16 protein-coding genes are annotated in these 19211 nt (G+C 66.0%); 12 read left to right on the top strand and 4 right to left on the bottom strand.

The window, feature by feature from the left end:
• From QM712_RS30315 to QM712_RS30270, 10 genes are all read left to right on the top strand, one after another.
• On the top strand, positions 1-190 hold a 190-nt coding region (locus QM712_RS30315; RefSeq protein ID WP_415026823.1), incomplete at its 5' end, for a hypothetical protein.
• A 42-nt stretch (positions 191-232) separates the two neighbouring features.
• Entirely contained in the window at positions 233-1099 is an 867-nt protein-coding gene (locus QM712_RS30310) for a transporter substrate-binding domain-containing protein (RefSeq protein WP_415026822.1), read from the top strand.
• A gap of 184 nt (positions 1100-1283) precedes the next feature.
• Complete coding sequence (locus tag QM712_RS30305; protein ID WP_415026821.1) at positions 1284-1946, top strand: amino acid ABC transporter permease; 663 nt, start codon at positions 1284-1286, stop codon at positions 1944-1946.
• Positions 1943-2749 carry an amino acid ABC transporter ATP-binding protein gene (locus QM712_RS30300; RefSeq protein ID WP_415026820.1) on the top strand — a complete coding sequence of 269 codons (807 nt, stop codon included), beginning with the start codon at positions 1943-1945 and terminating at the stop codon, positions 2747-2749. The genes QM712_RS30305 and QM712_RS30300 overlap by 4 nt, the downstream gene beginning before the upstream one ends.
• A complete protein-coding gene (locus QM712_RS30295) occupies positions 2749-3504 on the top strand; it encodes an SDR family NAD(P)-dependent oxidoreductase (protein WP_415026819.1) in 756 nt (251 codons plus the stop codon). Before QM712_RS30300 ends, QM712_RS30295 begins: the two co-directional genes overlap by 1 nt.
• Positions 3501-4628: a muconate cycloisomerase family protein gene (locus tag QM712_RS30290; protein ID WP_415026818.1), complete on the top strand. Its 1128-nt coding sequence runs from the start codon at positions 3501-3503 to the stop codon at positions 4626-4628. The genes QM712_RS30295 and QM712_RS30290 overlap by 4 nt, the downstream gene beginning before the upstream one ends.
• Before the next feature lie 234 nt (positions 4629-4862).
• A complete protein-coding gene (locus QM712_RS30285; RefSeq protein WP_415026817.1) occupies positions 4863-5282 on the top strand; it encodes an HIT domain-containing protein in 420 nt (139 codons plus the stop codon).
• A 27-nt stretch (positions 5283-5309) separates the two neighbouring features.
• On the top strand, positions 5310-6254 hold the full coding sequence (nudC, locus tag QM712_RS30280) for an NAD(+) diphosphatase (protein WP_415026816.1): 945 nt from the start codon (positions 5310-5312) through the stop codon (positions 6252-6254).
• A 12-nt stretch (positions 6255-6266) separates the two neighbouring features.
• Positions 6267-7220, top strand: coding sequence for a sugar kinase (locus tag QM712_RS30275; RefSeq protein WP_415026815.1), 954 nt, complete (start codon positions 6267-6269; stop codon positions 7218-7220).
• Between the two features lie 67 nt (positions 7221-7287).
• Entirely contained in the window at positions 7288-7797 is a 510-nt protein-coding gene (locus QM712_RS30270; protein ID WP_415026814.1) for an Lrp/AsnC family transcriptional regulator, read from the top strand.
• 152 nt (positions 7798-7949) lie between these two features.
• On the opposite strand, the gene QM712_RS30265 is transcribed toward QM712_RS30270, so the two are convergent.
• The 4 genes from QM712_RS30265 to QM712_RS30250 form a co-directional block, all read right to left on the bottom strand.
• Positions 7950-9449: a phosphomannomutase/phosphoglucomutase gene (locus QM712_RS30265; protein ID WP_415026813.1), complete on the bottom strand. Its 1500-nt coding sequence runs from the start codon at positions 9447-9449 to the stop codon at positions 7950-7952.
• A 370-nt stretch (positions 9450-9819) separates the two neighbouring features.
• Positions 9820-10332 carry a TIGR02281 family clan AA aspartic protease gene (locus tag QM712_RS30260; protein WP_415026812.1) on the bottom strand — a complete coding sequence of 171 codons (513 nt, stop codon included), beginning with the start codon at positions 10330-10332 and terminating at the stop codon, positions 9820-9822.
• A 278-nt stretch (positions 10333-10610) separates the two neighbouring features.
• Positions 10611-13088 (bottom strand): ATP-dependent helicase HrpB, encoded by a 2478-nt coding sequence (gene hrpB, locus QM712_RS30255; RefSeq protein WP_415026811.1) that lies wholly within the window; start codon positions 13086-13088, stop codon positions 10611-10613.
• A 157-nt stretch (positions 13089-13245) separates the two neighbouring features.
• Entirely contained in the window at positions 13246-14562 is a 1317-nt protein-coding gene (locus QM712_RS30250) for a UDP-glucose dehydrogenase family protein (RefSeq protein WP_415026810.1), read from the bottom strand.
• Positions 14563-14753: 191 nt separating this feature from the next.
• Between QM712_RS30250 and QM712_RS30245 the strand changes: the two genes are divergently transcribed.
• Both QM712_RS30245 and polA read left to right on the top strand, forming a co-directional pair.
• Positions 14754-15824, top strand: a complete 1071-nt coding sequence (locus tag QM712_RS30245; protein ID WP_415026809.1) for an acyltransferase family protein — start codon at positions 14754-14756, stop codon at positions 15822-15824.
• 229 nt (positions 15825-16053) lie between these two features.
• Positions 16054-19143 (top strand): DNA polymerase I, encoded by a 3090-nt coding sequence (gene polA, locus QM712_RS30240; protein WP_415026808.1) that lies wholly within the window; start codon positions 16054-16056, stop codon positions 19141-19143.
• The last annotated feature ends 68 nt before the right edge of the window (positions 19144-19211 follow it).

The following is a 19211-nucleotide window of genomic DNA, read 5'->3' as shown; positions in this document are numbered from 1 at the left end:
CCTTCCGGACCTGACCCGGTTGGCGAGTGGCTCGTCCACCGCCAATCTCCCGGTCTCTATTTGGGGCCAAAAGGGCTGGAAAGCAAGCGGGTATCACTTCGTCCAGCTTGATCTTGCCCAGCATCCGGGCAATTCCAGGTCTGCCCAGCCGTTAGGCTGTGCTTCCGCTGCCAAGGTCGCCTTGGTATGAACGCTGCCAGGCCCCTTCCAACCAGAAAAGCGATTGATCCCAATGGTTACACGTCGTGATGTTGCATCGATTGTCGGACTTGGTGCCGGACTTGGCGCCATCGGCGCTGTGGCCGCGGGCGCGCTGGCCTCGCCGGCGGTGGCCCAGGCGGCCGATCCCAACGAATCGACCTTTGCCCGCATCCGCCGTACCAAGAAGATGCGGATCGGCGCGGTCGGCGGCGGCGCACCCTATTACATGAAGGACCTCGCGAGCGGCCAGTGGAAGGGCTTCTACGTCGACATCGCCAAGGCGCTTGCCGACGACATGGAGGCCGAGCTCGAGATCACCGAAACCACCTGGGGCAATTCGGTGCTGGACCTGCAGTCCAACAAGATCGACATCTTCTTCGGCCTCAACCCGACCCCGAAGCGCGCGCTGGTGGTCGATTTCTCGGTGCCGGTGTTCAACAACGCGTTCGGCATCCTCTGCAAGAAGGATTTCAAGCCGAAGAGCTGGGCCGAGCTGAACTCGCCCGACGTCAAGATCGCCGTCGACCAGGGCTCCTCGCACGACCAGGTCGTCAGCCGCCTGACGCCGAAGGCGCAGATCTCGCGACTCAAGACCGCCGACGATGCCACCGCCGCGCTGCAGACCGGCCGCGTCGACGCGCAATGCCTGATCACCATGCTGTCGCTGACCGTGCTGAAGAAGAACCCCTCGCTCGGCCAGTTCGTGCTGCCGACCCCGGTGTTCGCCACCACGTCGAACGCCGGCTTCCGCCGCGAGAACGACAAGACCTTCCGCGACTACGTCAACACCTGGATCGACTTCAACAAGGGTCTCGGCTTCATCCGCAACGCGATCATCACCAACATGGAGCTGGTGGGCGTGACCGAAGCGGACATTCCGCCGGGCGTTTCGCTGTAAGGTGATCGTGCGTCGCCGCATCGGCATTCTCGCTGCGCTCCCTCTCCCGTTGGCGGGAGAGGGTCGGGGAGAGGATGTCTTCGCGAGCAAGACTCCCCCGGAGGAAAGAGCCCTCACCCGCGTCGCATTCGCGATGCGAGGCGACCTCTCCCGAAAGCGGGAGAGGTGAAGCAAGGGAAGACGCATGTATCAGTGGGACTTCGGCATCCTCTGGAGCTATCGCTGGCTCTTCCTCAACGGCCTCGGCGTCACCGTCGGCTTCACCGTCATCATCGTCGTATGCGGGCTGCTGTTCGGACTGCTCGGCGCATTCGGCAGCCTGTCGCGCTTCAAACTGGTACGCCTCGTCGCGCTCGCCTTCATCGAGGCCTTCCGCTGCACGCCGATCCTGGTGCAGCTCATCTGGTTCTATTACGCGCTGCCGATCCTCGCCGGCGTCGAGATGACGCCGATCACCGCCTCGGCGCTGGCGCTCTCGCTCTATGGCGGCTCGTTCTATTCCGAGATCATCCGCGGCGGCATCGTCTCGATCGACAGCGGCCAGTCGGAAGCCGGCGCGGCGCTCGGCATGACGCCGATCCAGACCATGCGGCGCATCGTGCTGCCGCAGGCGATCAAGCGCATGATCCCCGCGCTGATGAACCAGTCGATCATCCAGTTCAAGAACACTTCGCTGGTCTCGGTGCTGGCGGTGCCCGATCTCGTCTACCAGAGCCAGGTCGCCGCCCATGACAGCTACCGCCCCCTGGAGACCTACACCGCGGTCGCGGTCGCCTATGCGGCGATCCTGATCCCCCTGACCATCATCGTCCGGCGTGGCGAGAAGCGACTGGCGGTCAGCGAATGAGCGATACGTCCAAAACCGACATCAAGATCGAGATCCGCGGCCTGCGCAAAAGCTTCGGCAGCAACGAGGTCCTGAAGAACATCAGTCTCGACGTCGCCAAGGGCCGCGTCGTCGCGCTGATCGGCCCGTCCGGCTCGGGCAAGTCGACGCTGCTTCGCTGCATCAATCTCCTGGTCGTGCCCGACGGCGGCAGCGTCCGCGTCGGTGACACCCGCTTTGCGTTCGGCGACGGGTCGAAACTGCCCGACGTGAAGACGCTGGCCAGATTCCGCGCCACCACCGGCATGGTGTTCCAGCACTTCAATCTGTTCCCGCACATGACGACGCTGCAGAACGTCATGGAAGGACCGGTCACGGTACGACGCATGGCGCGCGCGGACGCCGAGAAGCTCGCACATGCGCAGCTTGCCAAGGTCGGACTCGCGGAGAAGGCGAATCAATATCCGGCGACGCTCTCCGGCGGACAGAAGCAGCGCGTCGCGATCGCGCGTGCGCTCGCGATGGAACCGGACGTCATGCTGTTCGACGAGGCGACATCGGCGCTCGATCCCGAACTGGTCGGCGAGGTGCTGAACGTCATGCAGCGCCTGGCCTCCGAAGGCATGACCATGGTGATCGTGACACACGAGATCGCCTTCGCGCGCGAAGTCGCCGAGCGCGTGATCTTCATGCGCGACGGCGTCGTCGTCGAGGAAGGCCCCGCGCGGCAGGTGATCGACAACCCGCAGCAGGCAGCGACGCGCGCCTTCCTCGGCCATTTCCACCGCACCGGCGCGCTGCCGCCGGCCACTACGGCGTCATGATGCCCGGGATCGATCGCGCTTATCTCGTCACCGGCGCCGCCAGCGGGATCGGCCGCGCCACCGCCAAACTGCTCGCCGCGCCCGGCACGGCGCTTCTGCTGCACACGCGCGCGAACGCGGAAGGCCTCGATGCCACCGCTGCGGATGCCGAGGCGAAAGGCGCCGTCGTCGCAAAGTGTCTCGGTGATCTCGCAGAGGGGGCCGCGGCAGCGGACGCCATCGCCGCCGTGCAAGCCGCTTTCGGCCGCCTGGATGGACTGGTGCTCGTCGGCGGCCACGCCCGGCGCGGCAGCGCGATCGGCACGCCGGCGGACCAGTTCCGGCTCGCCATGGACGAATCGGCGCTCGCCTTCACGCGGATCGTCGATGCCGCGCTGCCGCTGCTGCGTGCCGGCCGCGATGCGCGGATCGTCGCGGTGTCCTCGTTCGTCGCGCATGCGATCCGCCCCGAATTCGCGCCGTTCGCCGCGACGGCCGCGAGCCGCTCCGCACTCGAAGCCTTGGTGCGGCTCACCGCGATCGAGCTCGCCAGGGACGGCATCACCGTCAACGCGGTGTCACCCGGCCTCATCGTCAAGGACAAGCCGGGCGAAAGCCGGCTCTCGCCCGAGCAGATCGCCACAACCGAAGCACTGATCCCGATGCGCCGCCGCGGGCGACCGGAGGAAGTCGCCGAGATCATCGCCTTCCTGGCGTCACCGAAGGCGTCCTACGTCACCGGCCAGGTTTGGCACGTCAATGGAGGCCTGACATGACCGAAGCAACCGTCGAACGCATAAGGCTGTTCCTGATCGAGAGCCCGATCAAGATGGCGCGCCTGCAGGGTGTCGGCAATGTCAAAGGCACGGTCAAGCGCGTGCTGATCGAGCTCACCGCGAGCGACGGCGTGGTCGGCTGGGGCGAAGCCGCCCCGTGGGAGGTGTTCACAGGAACGCCCGAGGCCGCATTCTCCGCGCTCGACATCTATCTGCGGCCGATCGTGCTCGGCAAACCCGTGCGCCGCATCCGCGCGCTGATGGCCGAGCTCGACCGCGTGCTGGTCGGACATGCCGAGGCCAAGGTCGCGATCGAGATGGCGCTGCTCGACATCGTCGGCAAGTCGTCGGGACTGTCGGTCGCCGACCTGCTTGGCGGCCGCGTGCGCGACACGATTCCGCTGTCGTTCTCGATCGCCGATCCGGATTTCGCCGCCGACCTAGAGCGCATGCGCAAGATGGTTCCGGACGGCAACGTCGTCTACAAGGTCAAGACCGGCGTGAAACCGCATCGCGAGGATCTCGAGCACCTCTCGGCGATCCGCAAGGAGTTCGGCGACAAGGTCGACCTCCGCGTCGACTACAACCAGGCCCTGGCGCCGTTCGGCGCGATCAAGATCCTGCGCGATGTCGAGGAGTTCGCGCCGACCTTCATCGAGCAGCCGGTGCCGCGCAAATGTCTCGACGTCATGGCGCAGCTCACCGCCGCGCTGGAGACGCCGGTGCTCGCCGACGAAAGCTGCTTCGATCGTCGCGACATGATGGAAGTGGTACGCCGCGAGGCCGCCGATGCCGTCTCGATCAAGCTGATGAAGGCGGGCGGCCTGTTCGAGGCGCAGGCCATCATGGCGATTGCCGACATCGCCGGCCTGCCCGGCTACGGCGGCACGCTGTGGGAGGGTGGCATCGGTCTTGCCGCGGGCACGCAGTTGATCGCCGCGACGCCGGGCATCTCGCTCGGCTGCGAATTCTACATGCCGCATCACGTGCTGACCGAGGACGTGCTGGAGGAGCGCGTCGCCAATCGCGGCGGCCATGTCGTGGTGCCCGACGGTCCCGGCCTCGGCATCCGCGTCAGCGAGACCTTGGTCCGCGCCAATGCGAGGGTGCTCGCGGAGGCGTAGTTTCTACGCCGTCCCGGCGAAGGCCGGGGCCCATCCCCCAGCGAGGGATTGTAGCGCGAAACCGGTCATCACGAGTCGTCGCCAAATTGCGCCCTGTGGTTACGGATCCTGGATCTGCGCTTCGCTTGTCCAGGACGACGGGCGCGTATGCGGCCCCGATCCTTCCCCTCGCCGACTCCGTATCGTATGGTCCGGCCAACACGCCCGAAACCACCGGGCCATCCGGAAACGCATATGCCTGAGCCCGCCTGGTCGCTGCACTCCCGCCTGAAAGAGGACACCATCGATATCGGCGACCTGCCGCTGTCAAAGGTACTCGTCATCAAGGACGCTCACTATCCGTGGCTGCTGCTGGTGCCGCGGCGCGCCGATGCAGTCGAGATCATCGATCTCGACGAGGTCCAGCAGGCGCAGTTGATGACGGAGATCTCGCGGGTTTCCCGCGTGCTGAAGGAGATCACCAAATGCGACAAGCTCAATGTCGCAGCGCTCGGCAACCTCGTGCCGCAGCTGCACGTTCACATCATCGCGCGCCGGACCGGCGATGCCGCCTGGCCGCGGCCGGTCTGGGGCGTGATGCCGCCCTTGGCGCATGACGCCGCAGAGGTGCAGAATTTCATCAGCGCGCTTCGTCGCAAGATCTGGCTGGGCTGAGAGAACGATTGGATTGAAAGAACAATAATGTCAGCATTCGACTCGTTTCCGCTGGGACACCCGGCCTTCGTCAGCAACATCCTCGATCGCGCCGCGCATCTGCGCCGCGATGACGAAAAGCTGTTCGCGATGGAGCAGAAGTCGACGTCACGGGCCTACGTCGTCTATCGCGACTCGCTGCTGGTGAAGCGCGATGGCGACAAAGTGCGCGCGCTGCTGTCGATCGACGAGGCGCTGAAATGCGGCGCCAACCCCGGCACAATCTTCCTCGGCCTGCGCGACGGCGCCGCGGTGTTCGGCATGGGCCTCGCGCAAGCCGCGGCCGAGAAGCTGATCGGCCGCGACGATTACGGCGTCACCGAGTTGCGCGGCATGGCGATGCAGGGCGCGATCCCGCCGGAAGAACTCTCGGCGATCGCGATGGCGAAATCCATGGTGGGCTGGCATCAGCGGCACGGCTATTGCGCCAATTGCGGCACGCGCAGCACGATGAAGGAAGGCGGCTGGAAGCGCGATTGCCCCGCCTGCAAGGCCGAGCATTTTCCGCGCACCGATCCCGTCGTCATCATGCTGGTCGCCTCTGGCGACAAGTGCCTGCTCGGCCGCCAGAAGCAGTTCCCGCCCGGCATGTATTCCTGCCTCGCCGGCTTCGTCGAAGCCGCCGAGACCATCGAGGATGCCGTGCGCCGCGAGATTCTCGAAGAGTCCGGCATCCGCTGCACCGACGTGCAGTACTACATGACCCAGCCCTGGCCCTATCCGTCGTCGCTGATGATCGGCTGCAGCGCACGCGCGCTCAACGAGGACATCATCGTCGACCATTCGGAACTTGAGGACGCGCGCTGGTTCTCGCGCGACGAGGCCGCCAGGATGCTGACGCGGACGCATCCCGACGGGCTGGCGGGCCCGCATCCATTCGCGATCGCCCATCATCTGCTGGGCCGCTGGGTGCACGACAAGAGCGGCACCTAGGCGGCGTCCGGGATGGCTGCATCAGGGATCGCGCCGCGCATCCTCTGCATCGGCATTCCCGTGCGAGATCTCACCTTTCGGGTCGAGGCCGTGCCCGAACGCGGCAGCAAGGCGAACGCCAGCCATCTCGCGGAGGTCTGCGGCGGCAACGCGCTCAATGCCGCGATCGCCATAGCGCGGCTCGGCGGACGTGTCTCGTTCGCAGGTCCGATGGGCGATGCCGGCGAGATGTCGAGCCGCTTCATCCTCGACCGCATGGCCGCCGAGGGAATCGAGATCGCGCATGTCGTGCGCATGCCGGGCCTGACGACACCTGTTTCAGCCATCATGATCGAGCCTTCGGGCGAACGTACGCTCGTCATCCATCGCGATCCCGGCCTGTGGAGCGTGGCGTTGGGCGATCCGGACGAGCTGCTCGCCGATTGCCAGGGCCTGCTGGTCGAGAGCCGCTGCTCCGCGTTCTCCATCGACCTCTGCACCGTGGCGCGGCGCCGCGGCATTCCCGTCATCGTCGGGGTCGATCGCGCGATGGCGCCGACCGACGACCTGCTCACGGCCGCCTCGCATCTGTTGTTCGCCAGCGAACAGGTGCAGGAGACCGCCGGCATGGCCGATGACGGCGAGGCGCTGAAACACCTTCGCAAGCTGACGCCAGCCTTCCTCGCCGCCACCCGCGGCCCGCGCGGCACGATCTGGCTGGACCCGTCCGGCGAGTTGCAGGAGACCGCGGCTTTTCCGGTTGAGGCCGTCGACACGCTCGGCGCCGGCGATGTCTTCCATGGCGCCTTCGCGCTGCGCCTGACCGAAGGCGGCGACGTCAGGGGGGCGCTGCGATTCGCCGCGGCCGCAGCAGCCCTGAAATGCACCCGCCACGGAGGCGGGCAGGCCGCCCCGCAACGTCTTGAAGTTGAACGGTTTTTACAATCGCGCGCGGCGGAGGCCCCGGACGGCTCGCCAATACAATAGGCTTGCCCTAGAAGAATTTTCTCTATAAGAGGGAAATCAGCCCCTTATATGGAACAAAGTTCTTCAAATGACCGACCTCGCTGTCCAGATCCCCGAGACCAGCCGCCGCCTCGACGCCATCGATCGTAAGATCCTGATGGTGCTCCAGGACGATGCCTCCCTATCGGTTGCCGAAATCGGCGATCGGGTCGGACTGTCATCCACCCCCTGCTGGAAGCGCATCCAGCGCCTCGAGGCCGATGGCGTGATCCTGAAGCGGGTCGCGCTGGTCGACCAGAACAAGATCGGCCTCGGCATCTCCGTGTTCGTCTCGGTGGAGAGCGCCGACCATTCCGACGCCTGGCTGAAGAAATTCGCCGAAGCCGTCAGCGCCATGCCAGAGGTGATGGAGTTCTACCGGATGGCCGGCGACGTCGACTACATGCTGCGCGTCGTGGTCGCGGACATGCAGGCCTATGACGTCTTCTACAAGAAGCTGATCAGCGCCGTGCCGCTGAAGAACGTCACCTCGCGCTTCGCGATGGAGAAGATCAAATCGGTCACCGCGCTGCCGATCCCGGCGGTGGTGGCGGCTTAGGTTCTCGCGCCTCGTTCATTGCCCGCGCAGGCGGACAATGAAGTATTCCGGAGGCAATCGGCCGGGAGGCCGATAGCGTACGGGATGCCCAGGTCAAGCCGGGGCATGACAGCGAAGAGGAGGGCTCGGACTGAGCGCTCCTCGCGCCGACATCAAATCTTCTGGTTGTACTCACCGACTTCGGGATGCGTGCGCAGCACGCTGTCCACCATCTCGAACATGTCGCGCATACGCTGCTCGGAGACCGGGCTTTCCACCACGACCACCAGTTCAGGCTTGTTGGAGGAGGCACGCACCAGGCCCCAGCTTCCATCCTCGACCGTGACGCGCACGCCGTTGACGGTGACGAGATCGCGGATCGCCTGCCCGCCGATCTTGGCGCCCTTCGCCTGCAGGCCTTCGAAATGCTTCACGACGGCATCGATGACGCCGTATTTGACCTCGTCGCCGCAATGCGGCGACATGGTCGGCGACGACCAGGTCTTCGGCAGAGCGTTCTTCAAATCGGCCATCGACTTGCCGGGCGCGCGGTCGAGCATGTCGCAGATCGCGATCGCCGAGACGAGACCGTCGTCATAGCCGCGTCCGTACGGCTTGTTGAAGAAGAAGTGGCCGGACTTCTCGAAGCCCGCGAGCGCACCGGTCTCGTTGGTGCGGCGCTTCATGTAGGAATGGCCGGTCTTCCAATAGTCGACCTTGGCGCCCTGCTTCTGCAGCACCGGATCGGTGACGAACAGGCCGGTCGACTTCACGTCGACGATGAAATGAGCGTCCTTGTGGATCGCCGACATGTCGCGCGCCAGCATGACGCCGACCTTGTCGGCGAAGATCTCCTCGCCGGTGTTGTCGACGACGCCGCAGCGGTCGCCGTCGCCGTCGAAACCGAGGCCGACGTCGGCCTTGTGATGCAGCACCGCATCGCGGATCGCGTGCAGCATCTCCATGTCTTCCGGATTCGGATTGTATTTCGGGAAGGTGTGATCGAGCTCGGTGTCGAGCGGGATCACCTCGCAACCTATCGCCTCAAGCACCTGCGGCGCGAACGCGCCGGCAGTGCCGTTGCCGCAGGCCGCCACGACCTTGAGCTTGCGCGTCAGCCTCGGACGGCTGGTGAGATCGGCGATGTAGCGCGCCGGATAGTTTTCGTGAAACTGATAGGAGCCGCCGGCCTTGTTCTTGAAATCGGCGTTGAGCACGATCTCCTTCAGCCGCGTCATCTCGTCCGGACCGAAGGTCAGCGGGCGGTTGGCGCCCATCTTGACGCCGGTCCAGCCATTGTCGTTGTGCGAGGCGGTGACCATGGCGACGCAGGGCACGTCCAGATCGAACTGCGCGAAATAGGCCATCGGCGTCACCGCGAGCCCGATGTCGTGCACCTTGCAACCGGCGGCCATCAGGCCCGAAATCAGCGCGTATTTGATCGAGGCGGAATAGCCGCGGAAATCATGCCCGGTGACGATCTCCTGCTTGACGCCGAGTTCGGCGATCAGAGCGCCCAGCCCCATGCCGAGCGCCTGAATCCCCATCAGGTTGATTTCCTTCTGGAACAACCAGCGCGCGTCATATTCGCGAAAACCCGTGGGCTTCACCATCGGCTCGGATTCGAAGGCGTAGGTGTTGGGCAGCAATACGGATTTCGGCTTGGGGAACATTGAGTCGGTCTCGTGAAGGGGACGGAGATTACGGCAGCCTTAGCGAATGCCAGGCCACGGCGGAAGGCGGGAATGGCAGCTTATGGATGATAATTGCGGCAGTTTGGTAACGGGCAATCGGCGCTGAAACGGCTTGGATGAAAAAGTGTGGCCTGAATGGTGCCGACAAAAACCTAAAAAACAACCCCATGCACAGTACCCGCAGGCGGGCAGCATGGGGCTCTTGGATCTCGCGCTTGGGTCTAGCTTTGGGTCCAGGACGTGGTTTGGCACGTCGGACAATTCAGCCGGGAAATCGTAGTGTCGTCCGGCCCATGCGATCCGCTGCCCCGCGACGCGATCGGCGTCCGGACCTGATCGCCGGCGTCGCCTACTGCTCCAGCACCATCTGGCCGTTGGCGTATTCGAAGCGCTTCAGCCGCGACAGGAAGGACAGCCCGAGCAGGTTCTCCGAGAGTGCCTCGTCCGGAAGCACCATCGCGTCGACGTCGCGCACGATGAGGCTGCCGACCTCGAGCATCGCGATGCGAGTCCGTGCGGCCTTGATGGTGCCGTTGGCGGTGGTGACGGTGGCGTTGTACTCGCTGCGCGAGGGACGGAGACCGAAGCGCGCCGCCGACGTCTCGTTCAGCGCGACCACGGATGCACCGGTGTCGACCATGAAGCCGATGCGCTGGCCGTCGATGCGGCCCTCGGTCTGGAAATGGCCGCGGCCATCGCGGGGAATGCTGAGGCTGCGGCCGCCGGCCGGCGCGGTGGTCGCGACCGCAACCGTCGTGCGCGGCGCCGACGTCGCCGACGCGGAGCTCATCTTGTCCGCCATCTGCGCCATGAAGGTGCCCAGCCCAATCATGATGGCCGCGAAGATCAATATGTTACGCATGACACCACTCGGAACCGAAAGCTCGATTTCACCACGCAACGCGCCGGCCCGCGAGCGAAGCCACCGCCGGAACGGTGTCATTTTGCCGAAAAGGATGAGCGAACGGTTAATGCGACCGCAGAGGCCGCAAATCCTCGTCCTGAGGAGCCGCTAAAGGGCCCCTGACAGGCTCCGCGCGCGTCGCGAAGGAGGGCCGCCGGCGAGAGCCGGGCCGGCATGGTTCGCCTGGCGATGAGCAGCATCGTCGCGTTCCTCGCCTCTCGGCGTGGGTCTATTATTCACGTCCCGCGCGGTTTGGCGCGCCGGGTCGGCAGCGCGTTCGCCGGATCGTCCGGCCAGGGATGGCGCGGATAGCGGCCGCGCAGATCGGAGCGCACCGCCGCGTAGCTGCCACGCCAGAAGCCGGGAAGATCGCGCGTCACCTGCACCGGTCGCTGCGCCGGCGACAGCAATTCCAGCACCAGCGGCACCTTGCCCGCGGCGATCGAGGGATGGGAGTTGAGGCCGAACAATTCCTGCAGCCGCACCGCGATGGTCGGGCCCTGCTCGGCCTCGTAATCGATCGCGAGCACGCTTCCGGTCGGCGCCTCGAAATGGGTCGGCGCTTCGCGGTCGAGCCGCCCACGCATCTCCCAGGACAGCAGCGCCATCAGCGCGTCGGAGAGATCGCCGGGGGACAGATCCTTCAGAGCGGTCTTGTCGTAGAGCGCGGGCACCAGCCAATCGTCGCGCCGCGCGATCAGCCCGTCGTCGGAGAGATCGGGCCAGCTCTCGCCCTCGGCCTTGCGCAGGAACATCACGCGGTCGCGCCACTGCTTTGCGGCCTTCGACCAGGGCAGCCGGTCGAGGCCCGCCGCGATCAGGCCGTCGGCAAGGATGCGCGCGGTGTCTTCCGAAGGCGACAGCGCCAGCGTGGCTTCGGACAGCGTGATCGCGTGCAGCGCGCGCTTTCGCCGCGCGCGCAGCGCCATCGCACCGCGATCGAAGGAGATCTCGTCGACGGTCTCGATGTGCTCGGCGAAGTGACGCTCGACGTCGTCCTGCGCGATCGGTGCAGCGAGCAGGATGCGCCCGCTCGCCGCCGTTCCCGTCATCTCGCCGACCGCGATATAGGGCGCGCGCGCCAGCGAGGAGGTCTGCTCGACGGCGGCGCCCCGGCCATTGGCGAGCACGAAGCTGCCGTTGCCGCGATTGCGCGCGACACGATCGGGAAAGGCGTAAGCCAGCATCAGCCCGCTTGAAAGGTCGTCCTGTTCCACGGCGGCCTTCTCCGAGGCCGCCACCTGCGACGCCCAGCGCCGCGCCAGATCGCGCGCGCTCGTCGCGCGCGGCGAGCGGTCGCGGCGGAACTGGTCGCGCCTGTAATCGAGATCGACGCTATCGCCGCCGAGCCCGCGCTCGGTGAGGATGGCCGCGATCTCCGCGGCGGCCTCGCCGGCGCCCGCGCGATGCGAATCCACGATCATGCGCGCGAGCCGAGGCGGCAGCGCCAGCGCGCGCAGGCTCTTGCCCTCGGCAGTGATGCGGCCGTCTCCGTCGAGCGCATTGAGCTCGGAGAGCAGGCTTTTGGCCTCCTTCCAGGCCGGCTGCGGCGGCGGATCGAGGAACGACAACGCCGCCGGGTCGGCCACGCCCCATTGCGCCAGATCGAGCACCAGCGACGACAGGTCGGCGCTCAGGATTTCAGGCTGCGTGTAGGGCGCCAGCGACGCCGTCTGCGGCTCGTCCCAGAGCCGGTAGCAGACGCCGGGCTCGGTGCGGCCGGCGCGGCCACGGCGCTGGTCAGCAGCGGCGCGCGACGCACGCACAGTCTCCAGCCGGGTCAGGCCGATATCCGGCTCGTAGCGTGGCACGCGGGCCAGACCGGAATCGACCACGATGCGCACGCCCTCGATGGTGAGCGAGGTCTCCGCGATCGAGGTCGCCAGCACCACCTTGCGCATGCCCTTCGGCGCCGGCGCGATCGCGCGATCCTGCACGGCGGCGTCGAGCGCACCGAACAGCGGCACGATCTCGATATTTGCATCCTGCACGCGCTCGCCGAGGAAATTCTGGGTGCGACGGATCTCGGCGGCGCCCGGCAGGAACGCCAGCACCGAGCCGGCATCGGCGCGCAGCGCGGAGGCGATCGCGTCCGCCATCTGCCGTTCCACCGGCGCATCCGCCTTGCGGCCGAGATAGCGCGTCTCGACCGGAAAGGCGCGGCCCTCGCTTTCGACAACGGGCGCATCGCCGAGCAGCTTTGCGACCCGCGCACCGTCGAGCGTCGCCGACATCACGAGGATACGCAGGTCCTCGCGCAGGCCCAATTGCGCGTCACGCACCAGAGCGAGGCCGAGATCGGCGTCGAGCGAGCGCTCGTGGAATTCGTCGAACAGGATGGCGGCGACGCCGGAGAGTTCGGGATCGTCGAGGATCTGGCGGGTGAAGATGCCCTCGGTCACCACCTCGATGCGCGTCGCGCGCGACACTTTCGAGCCGAACCGGACGCGATAGCCGACGGTTTCGCCGGCGCGCTCGCCGAGGGATTTGGCCATGCGGTCGGCGCTGGCCCTCGCGGCGATGCGCCGTGGCTCCAGCACGATGATCTTCCTGCCCTTCGCCCAGGGCGCATCGAGCAGGGCCAGCGGCACGCGTGTGGTCTTGCCCGCGCCCGGCGGCGCCACCAGCACGGCGGCGTTGTGCGCCTCCAGCGTGCGCGAGAGGTCGTCGAGCACGGCATCGATCGGCAGGGGCGTGTCGAAACTGCGAGGCAAATATCTATCCGTTCGTCATGCCTGAGGCAAAGCGCGAAGCGCGTCTTCGCACAAAAGCCGCCTTGCATCCACGTCGTCTGACCGTCCTAGAAAACAGACGCGAATGGCCGGGACAAGCCCGGCCATGACGGATTCGGTCGACAATGATGGCCGGGCGTCAGCCCTGCACAGGGGCCCGTCCGACGCTCTCGTAGACGAAGCCGGCCGCACGCATCTCCTCCGGGCGATAGATGTTGCGGAGGTCGACGACGACGGGCTGCGTCATCGCCGTCTTCAGGCGGTCGAGATCGAGCGCGCGGAACTGAACCCATTCGGTGACGATGACGAGCGCATCCGCACCCTCGGCGCAGGAATAGGCGTCCTCGCAATAAACGATGTTCGGCAATTCCAGCTTGGCCTGCTCCATGCCGACGGGATCGAAGGCCTTGACCTTCGCTCCCATGTCGATGAGGCCGGTGACCAGGGGGATCGACGGCGCATCGCGCATGTCGTCGGTGTCGGGCTTGAAGGTGAGGCCGAGCACCGCGATGGTCTTGCCGCGGAGCGAGCCGCCGAGCGCGTGGCTGACCTTGCGCGCCATCGCGCGCTTGCGGTTCTCGTTGACCGCCAGCACGGATTCGACGATGCGCAGGGACACGTCGTAATCCTGCGCGATCTTGATCAGCGCCTTGGTGTCCTTGGGAAAGCACGAGCCGCCGAAGCCGGGACCGGCGTGCAGGAACTTGGAGCCGATGCGGTTGTCCAGGCCGATGCCGCGCGCGACCTCCTGCACGTTGGCGCCGACCTTCTCCGACAGGTCCGCGATTTCGTTGATGAAGGTGATCTTGGTCGCGAGGAACGCGTTCGCCGCGTATTTGATCATTTCGGCGGTGCGGCGCTCCGTGAACATCAGCGGCGCCTGGTTCAGCGACAGCGGACGATAGATGTCGCCCATCACCTTGCGGCCGCGCTCGTCGGAGGTGCCGACCACCACGCGGTCGGGGAACTTGAAATCGCGGATCGCCGCACCCTCGCGCAGGAATTCGGGATTGGAGGCGACCACGACGTCGGCGGCGGGGTTGGTCTCGCGGATGATGCGCTCGACCTCGTCGCCGGTGCCGACCGGAACGGTGGACTTCGTCACCACGACGGTGAAGCCGGAGAGCGACTGCGCGATCTCGCGCGCGGCGGCATAGACGTAGGACAGATCGGCATGGCCGTCGCCGCGCCGCGACGGTGTGCCGACCGCGATGAAGACGGCATCGGCATCCGCCACCGGCTTCGACAGGTCGGTGGTGAAGTCCAGCCGCTTGGCCCTGACGTTGTTCGCGACCAGCTCGTCGAGCCCGGGCTCGTAGATCGGAATCTCGCCGCGATGAAGCGCAGCGATCTTGCGCTCGTCCTTGTCGACGCAGGTGACGTCGTGACCGAAATCCGCAAAGCAGGCACCGGACACCAGTCCCACATAGCCCGTGCCGATCATCGCGATGCGCATGAAAAACCCTGTCTGTCCTGGTTAACAAAACCCCAACGCGGGGCGGTTTAGCATTTTCCCGATGGGAGGGAACAGTCCGCAGCAGGAACCGGCACGCAAATTGTACCAGTAAAGAAGTCGGAAACCACAAGGCGCCACACTGCCCCGGGCCCGGACGGAGCCGGACCGCAGACGCCTCGAAAAGGGACACCATGACACCAATCGGCACAATGGCCGCGAGCGGGGGGCTTTCCGACGCCCCGGCCGCCGCGCGCGTCGATTGGGTCGACTACGCCAAGGGCATCTGCATCGTCATGGTGGTGATGATGCATTCGGTGCTGGGGGTCGAGCTCGCCGCCGGCGAGACCGGTTTCATGCATGTCGCCGTGGCCTTCGCGAAGCCGTTCCGGATGCCGGATTTCTTCCTGATTTCGGGCCTGTTCCTGCCCCTGGTGATCGATCGGGACTGGCGAACCTATCTCGACCGCAAGGTGGTGCATTTCGCTTATTTCTATGTCGTCTGGGTGACAATCCAGTTCGCCTTCAAGGCGCCGGCTTTCGCGGCGGAGACCGGCTGGCGCGAGGTCGGGCTGCTTTACCTGGAATCCTTCATCGAGCCGTTCGGCACGCTCTGGTTCATCTATCTGCTGCCGATCTTCTTCGTCGTCACAAAATTGACACGGCGAATCCCCCCGCTCGCGATCTGGATCATCGCCGCGGCACTGGAGACGGCCCGCGTCACGACCGGCTGGACCGCGATCGACGAATTCTGCGCACGCTTCGTCTATTTCTATTCGGGCTATCTGTTCGCGCCCTACGTGTTCGCGCTGTCGAATCGCGCACGCAGCCATCCCGCATGGGCGCTGGCGGCGCTCGCGGCCTGGGCGCTCGTCGATGCCGGTCTCGTCGCCTATGGCGCCAGTGAGTGGAAGATCGTGTCGCTCGGGCTCGGCTTCGCCGGGGCCTGCGCGATCATCACCATCGGCACGCTGCTCGCGCGCGCGCACTGGTGCAACTTCCTGCGCTTCTGCGGCGAGCATTCGATCGTGATCTATCTCGCCTTCTTCCTGCCGATGGCCGCGACGCGAACGCTGCTGCTGCGCACCGGCATCATTCCCGACATCGGCACGGTGTCACTGATCGTGACGATCGTCGGCGTGATCGGGGCGCTGGCGATCTGGCAGGTCGCGTTGCGGCTGCACGCCAACTTCCTGTTCGAGCGCCCCATGGCATTCTGGATCGCGCCGAAGAAGGCGGGCACGGTGCTGCAGGCGGCGGAGTAGTCCCTCTACGTGTCGTCCCGGACAAACGCCGCAAAGCGCAGCACCGATCCGGGACCCATAACCACAGGGAGTGGTTTGGCGACGATTCGGAGTTGCCATCTCCCACCACAACCTCGCCCTGCGGCTATGGGTGCCGGCCTTCGCCGGGGCGACGATGAGGTGTGGGAATCCGCCCAAAAACCTTCCTCCCGAGGCTGTCAAAGGCCGCAAAAATTCATACATTGCGGCCATGCCCAAAACCTCCCCGAAGACCACCGCCAAAGCTGAATCAAAGGCCGATGCGCCCAAGGCCGCCGCCGACACCAAAGCGGCTGCTGACAAGCCTGCTGCCAAACCGGTTGCGGCGAAGGCGGCCGGCAAGGGCGACCATATCTTCCTGGTCGACGGTTCCGGTTACATCTTCCGCGCCTATCACGCGCTGCCGCCGCTCAACCGCAAGTCCGACGGCTTGCAGGTCAATGCCGTGCTCGGTTTCTGCAACATGCTGTGGAAGCTGCTGCGCGACATGCCCGCCGACAACCGGCCGACGCATCTGGCGATCGTGTTCGACAAGTCCGAGGTGACGTTCCGCAATTCGATCTATCCCGAATACAAGGCGCACCGGCCGCCGGCGCCGGATGATCTGATCCCGCAATTCGCGCTGATCCGCGAAGCCGTTCGCGCCTTCGACCTGCCCTGCCTGGAACAGGGGGGCTTCGAGGCCGACGATCTCATCGCGACCTATGCGCGTCAGGCCAGCGAGCGCGGCGCCACCACCACCATCGTGTCCTCCGACAAGGACCTGATGCAGCTCGTGAACGACAAGATCACGATGTACGACACCATGAAGGATCGCCGCATCGGCATCCCCGAGGTGATCGAGAAGTTCGGCGTGCCGCCGGAGAAGGTGGTCGAGGTGCAGGCGCTCGCGGGCGACTCGACCGACAACGTGCCGGGCGTGCCGGGCATCGGCATCAAGACGGCCGCGCAGCTCATCGTCGAATATGGCGACCTCGAGCAGCTCCTGTTCCGCGCGACCGAAATCAAGCAGCCGAAGCGGCGCGAGGCGCTGATCGAAAATGCGGAGAAGGCGCGGATTTCGCGCAAGCTCGTGCTGCTCGACGACAACGTGAAGCTGGACGTGCCGCTCGACGACCTGGCTGTCCACGAGCCCGATGCGCGCAAGCTGGTCGCCTTCCTGAAGGCGATGGAATTTTCGACGCTGACACGCCGCGTCGCGGACTATTCGCAGATCGATCCCGCCAATGTCGACGCCGACGCGAACAACAGCAGCGGCGCCAGGACCGGCGACAAGGCCGGTGATGGCACCGACAACGCGAAGGCTTCCGGCGATCTCTTCGGCGCCCCCGCGGCGACCGCCAAGGGCGTCAGCAAGGGTGCCGACAAGGGCGACAAGTCGGCAAGCCCGAAGGGAGCGCCCGTCTCGCTTGCCGCCGCGCGCGAAGAGGCGCTGCGCAAGCTTCCGGTCGACCGCGCCAAATATCAAACGATCAAGACGGTGGGAGAGCTCGCGGCGTTCATCGCGCGCATTCACGACACCGGCCAGGTCGCGATCGAGATCAGGGCGAACTCCATCGATCCGATGCAGGCCGATCTCTGCGGCATCGCGCTGGCGCTGGCGCCGAACGATGCCTGCTACGTGCCGCTGGCGCACAAGCAGTCCGGCGGCGGCGCCGGCCTGTTCGACGCGGGCCTCGCGCCCGATCAAGTCAAGCCCGCCGACGCCATCGAGGCGCTGCGGCCGGTGCTGGAATCGGCCGGCATCCTCAAGGTCGGCTTCGACGTCAAGTTCACCTCCGTCATGCTGGCGCAGCACGGCATCACCCTGCGCAACACCGACGATGCGCAATTGATCTCCTATGTGCTCGACGCGGGCCGCGGCTCGCACGGGCTGGAATCGCTCGCCGAGCGCTGGTTCGGCCATGCCATGCTGAAGGAGAGCGAGCTGCTCGGCAGCGGCAAGGGCAAGATCACCTTCGACCAGGTGCCGATCGACAAGGCGGCGCCGCTGTCGGCCGAAGGCGCCGACATGATCGTGCGGGTGTGGCGCGTGCTGAAGCCGCGTCTCGTCGCCGAGCACATGACGTCGGTCTACGAGACGCTGGAACGGCCGCTGGTCGCGGTGCTCGCGCGCATGGAGCGGCGCGGCATCTCGATCGACCGCCAGGTGCTGTCACGCCTGTCCGGCGAGTTCGCCCAGACCGCGGCGCGCGTCGAAGCGGAGGTGCAGGAAATCGCGGGCGAGCCCGTCAATGTCGGCAGCCCCAAGCAGATCGGCGACATCCTGTTCGGCAAGATGGGACTGCCCGGCGGAACCAAGACCAAGACCGGCGCATGGTCCACTACCGCGCAGGTGCTGGATGATCTCGCCGAGCAGGGCCACGACTTCCCCAGAAAGATCCTGGAGTGGCGTCAGGTCTCGAAACTGAAATCGACCTACACCGACGCGCTGCCGACCTACGTCAATCCGCAGACTCATCGCGTGCACACCACCTACGCGCTGGCCGCGACCACCACGGGCCGGCTGTCGTCGAACGAACCGAACCTGCAGAACATTCCGGTGCGCACCGAGGACGGCCGGAAGATCCGCCGCGCCTTCATCGCGACGCCGGGCCACAAGCTCGTCTCCGCCGACTATTCGCAGATCGAGTTGCGGCTGCTCGCCGAGATCGCGAACATTCCCGTGCTGAAGCAGGCGTTCAAGGACGGGCTCGACATTCACGCGATGACCGCCTCGGAGATGTTCGGGGTGCCGATCCAGGGCATGCCGAGCGAAATCCGGCGCCGCGCGAAGGCGATCAATTTCGGCATCATCTACGGCATCTCGGCGTTCGGTCTCGCCAACCAGCTCGGCATCGCGCGCGAGGAAGCATCCGCCTACATCAAGAAATATTTCGAGCGCTTCCCCGGCATCCGCGACTACATGGACGAGACCAGGGAGTTCTGCCGGCAGCACGGCTACGTCACCACGCTGTTCGGCCGCAAGTGCCACTACCCCGACATCAAGGCCTCGAACGCCTCGGTGCGCGCGTTCAACGAGCGCGCCGCGATCAACGCGCGATTGCAGGGCACCGCGGCCGACATCATCCGCCGCGCCATGACGCGCGTGGAGGAGGCGCTCGCGCAGAAGAAGCTGTCGGCGCAGATGCTGCTGCAGGTGCACGACGAACTGATCTTCGAAGTGCCGGATGCCGAAGTGGAAGCGACGCTTCCGGTCGTGCAGCACGTCATGCAGGACGCGCCGTTCCCGGCCGTGCTGCTCTCGGTCCCGCTGCACGTCGACGCCCGCGCGGCGACGAACTGGGACGAGGCGCACTGAGTTTTCTTCACCCTGCTCCGCGGGTGCACAGCTGACACCGCGCATACGACGTCGTGCCGGCGGTAGCC

It is taken from the genome of Bradyrhizobium sp. (assembly GCF_047605465.1).
Lineage (GTDB): Bacteria > Pseudomonadota > Alphaproteobacteria > Rhizobiales > Xanthobacteraceae > Bradyrhizobium.
The sequence above is the reverse complement of the archived record's forward strand: the minus strand, read 5'-3'. Positions and strand labels throughout refer to the sequence as shown.

What these genes read in the sequence shown, in the direction of transcription:
- QM712_RS30305 (WP_415026821.1), top strand. Translation starts at nt 1,284, where the DNA reads ATGTATCAGTGGGACTTCGGCATCCTCTGGAGCTATCGCTGGCTCTTC.
- polA (WP_415026808.1), top strand. Translation starts at nt 16,054, where the DNA reads ATGCCCAAAACCTCCCCGAAGACCACCGCCAAAGCTGAATCAAAGGCC.
- QM712_RS30310 (WP_415026822.1), top strand. Translation starts at nt 233, where the DNA reads ATGGTTACACGTCGTGATGTTGCATCGATTGTCGGACTTGGTGCCGGA.
- QM712_RS30300 (WP_415026820.1), top strand. Translation starts at nt 1,943, where the DNA reads ATGAGCGATACGTCCAAAACCGACATCAAGATCGAGATCCGCGGCCTG.
- QM712_RS30290 (WP_415026818.1), top strand. Translation starts at nt 3,501, where the DNA reads ATGACCGAAGCAACCGTCGAACGCATAAGGCTGTTCCTGATCGAGAGC.
- QM712_RS30265 (WP_415026813.1), bottom strand. Translation starts at nt 9,449, where the DNA reads ATGTTCCCCAAGCCGAAATCCGTATTGCTGCCCAACACCTACGCCTTC.
- QM712_RS30260 (WP_415026812.1), bottom strand. Translation starts at nt 10,332, where the DNA reads ATGCGTAACATATTGATCTTCGCGGCCATCATGATTGGGCTGGGCACC.
- QM712_RS30250 (WP_415026810.1), bottom strand. Translation starts at nt 14,562, where the DNA reads ATGCGCATCGCGATGATCGGCACGGGCTATGTGGGACTGGTGTCCGGT.
- nudC (WP_415026816.1), top strand. Translation starts at nt 5,310, where the DNA reads ATGTCAGCATTCGACTCGTTTCCGCTGGGACACCCGGCCTTCGTCAGC.
- QM712_RS30275 (WP_415026815.1), top strand. Translation starts at nt 6,267, where the DNA reads ATGGCTGCATCAGGGATCGCGCCGCGCATCCTCTGCATCGGCATTCCC.
- QM712_RS30270 (WP_415026814.1), top strand. Translation starts at nt 7,288, where the DNA reads ATGACCGACCTCGCTGTCCAGATCCCCGAGACCAGCCGCCGCCTCGAC.
- QM712_RS30295 (WP_415026819.1), top strand. Translation starts at nt 2,749, where the DNA reads ATGCCCGGGATCGATCGCGCTTATCTCGTCACCGGCGCCGCCAGCGGG.
- QM712_RS30245 (WP_415026809.1), top strand. Translation starts at nt 14,754, where the DNA reads ATGACACCAATCGGCACAATGGCCGCGAGCGGGGGGCTTTCCGACGCC.
- QM712_RS30285 (WP_415026817.1), top strand. Translation starts at nt 4,863, where the DNA reads ATGCCTGAGCCCGCCTGGTCGCTGCACTCCCGCCTGAAAGAGGACACC.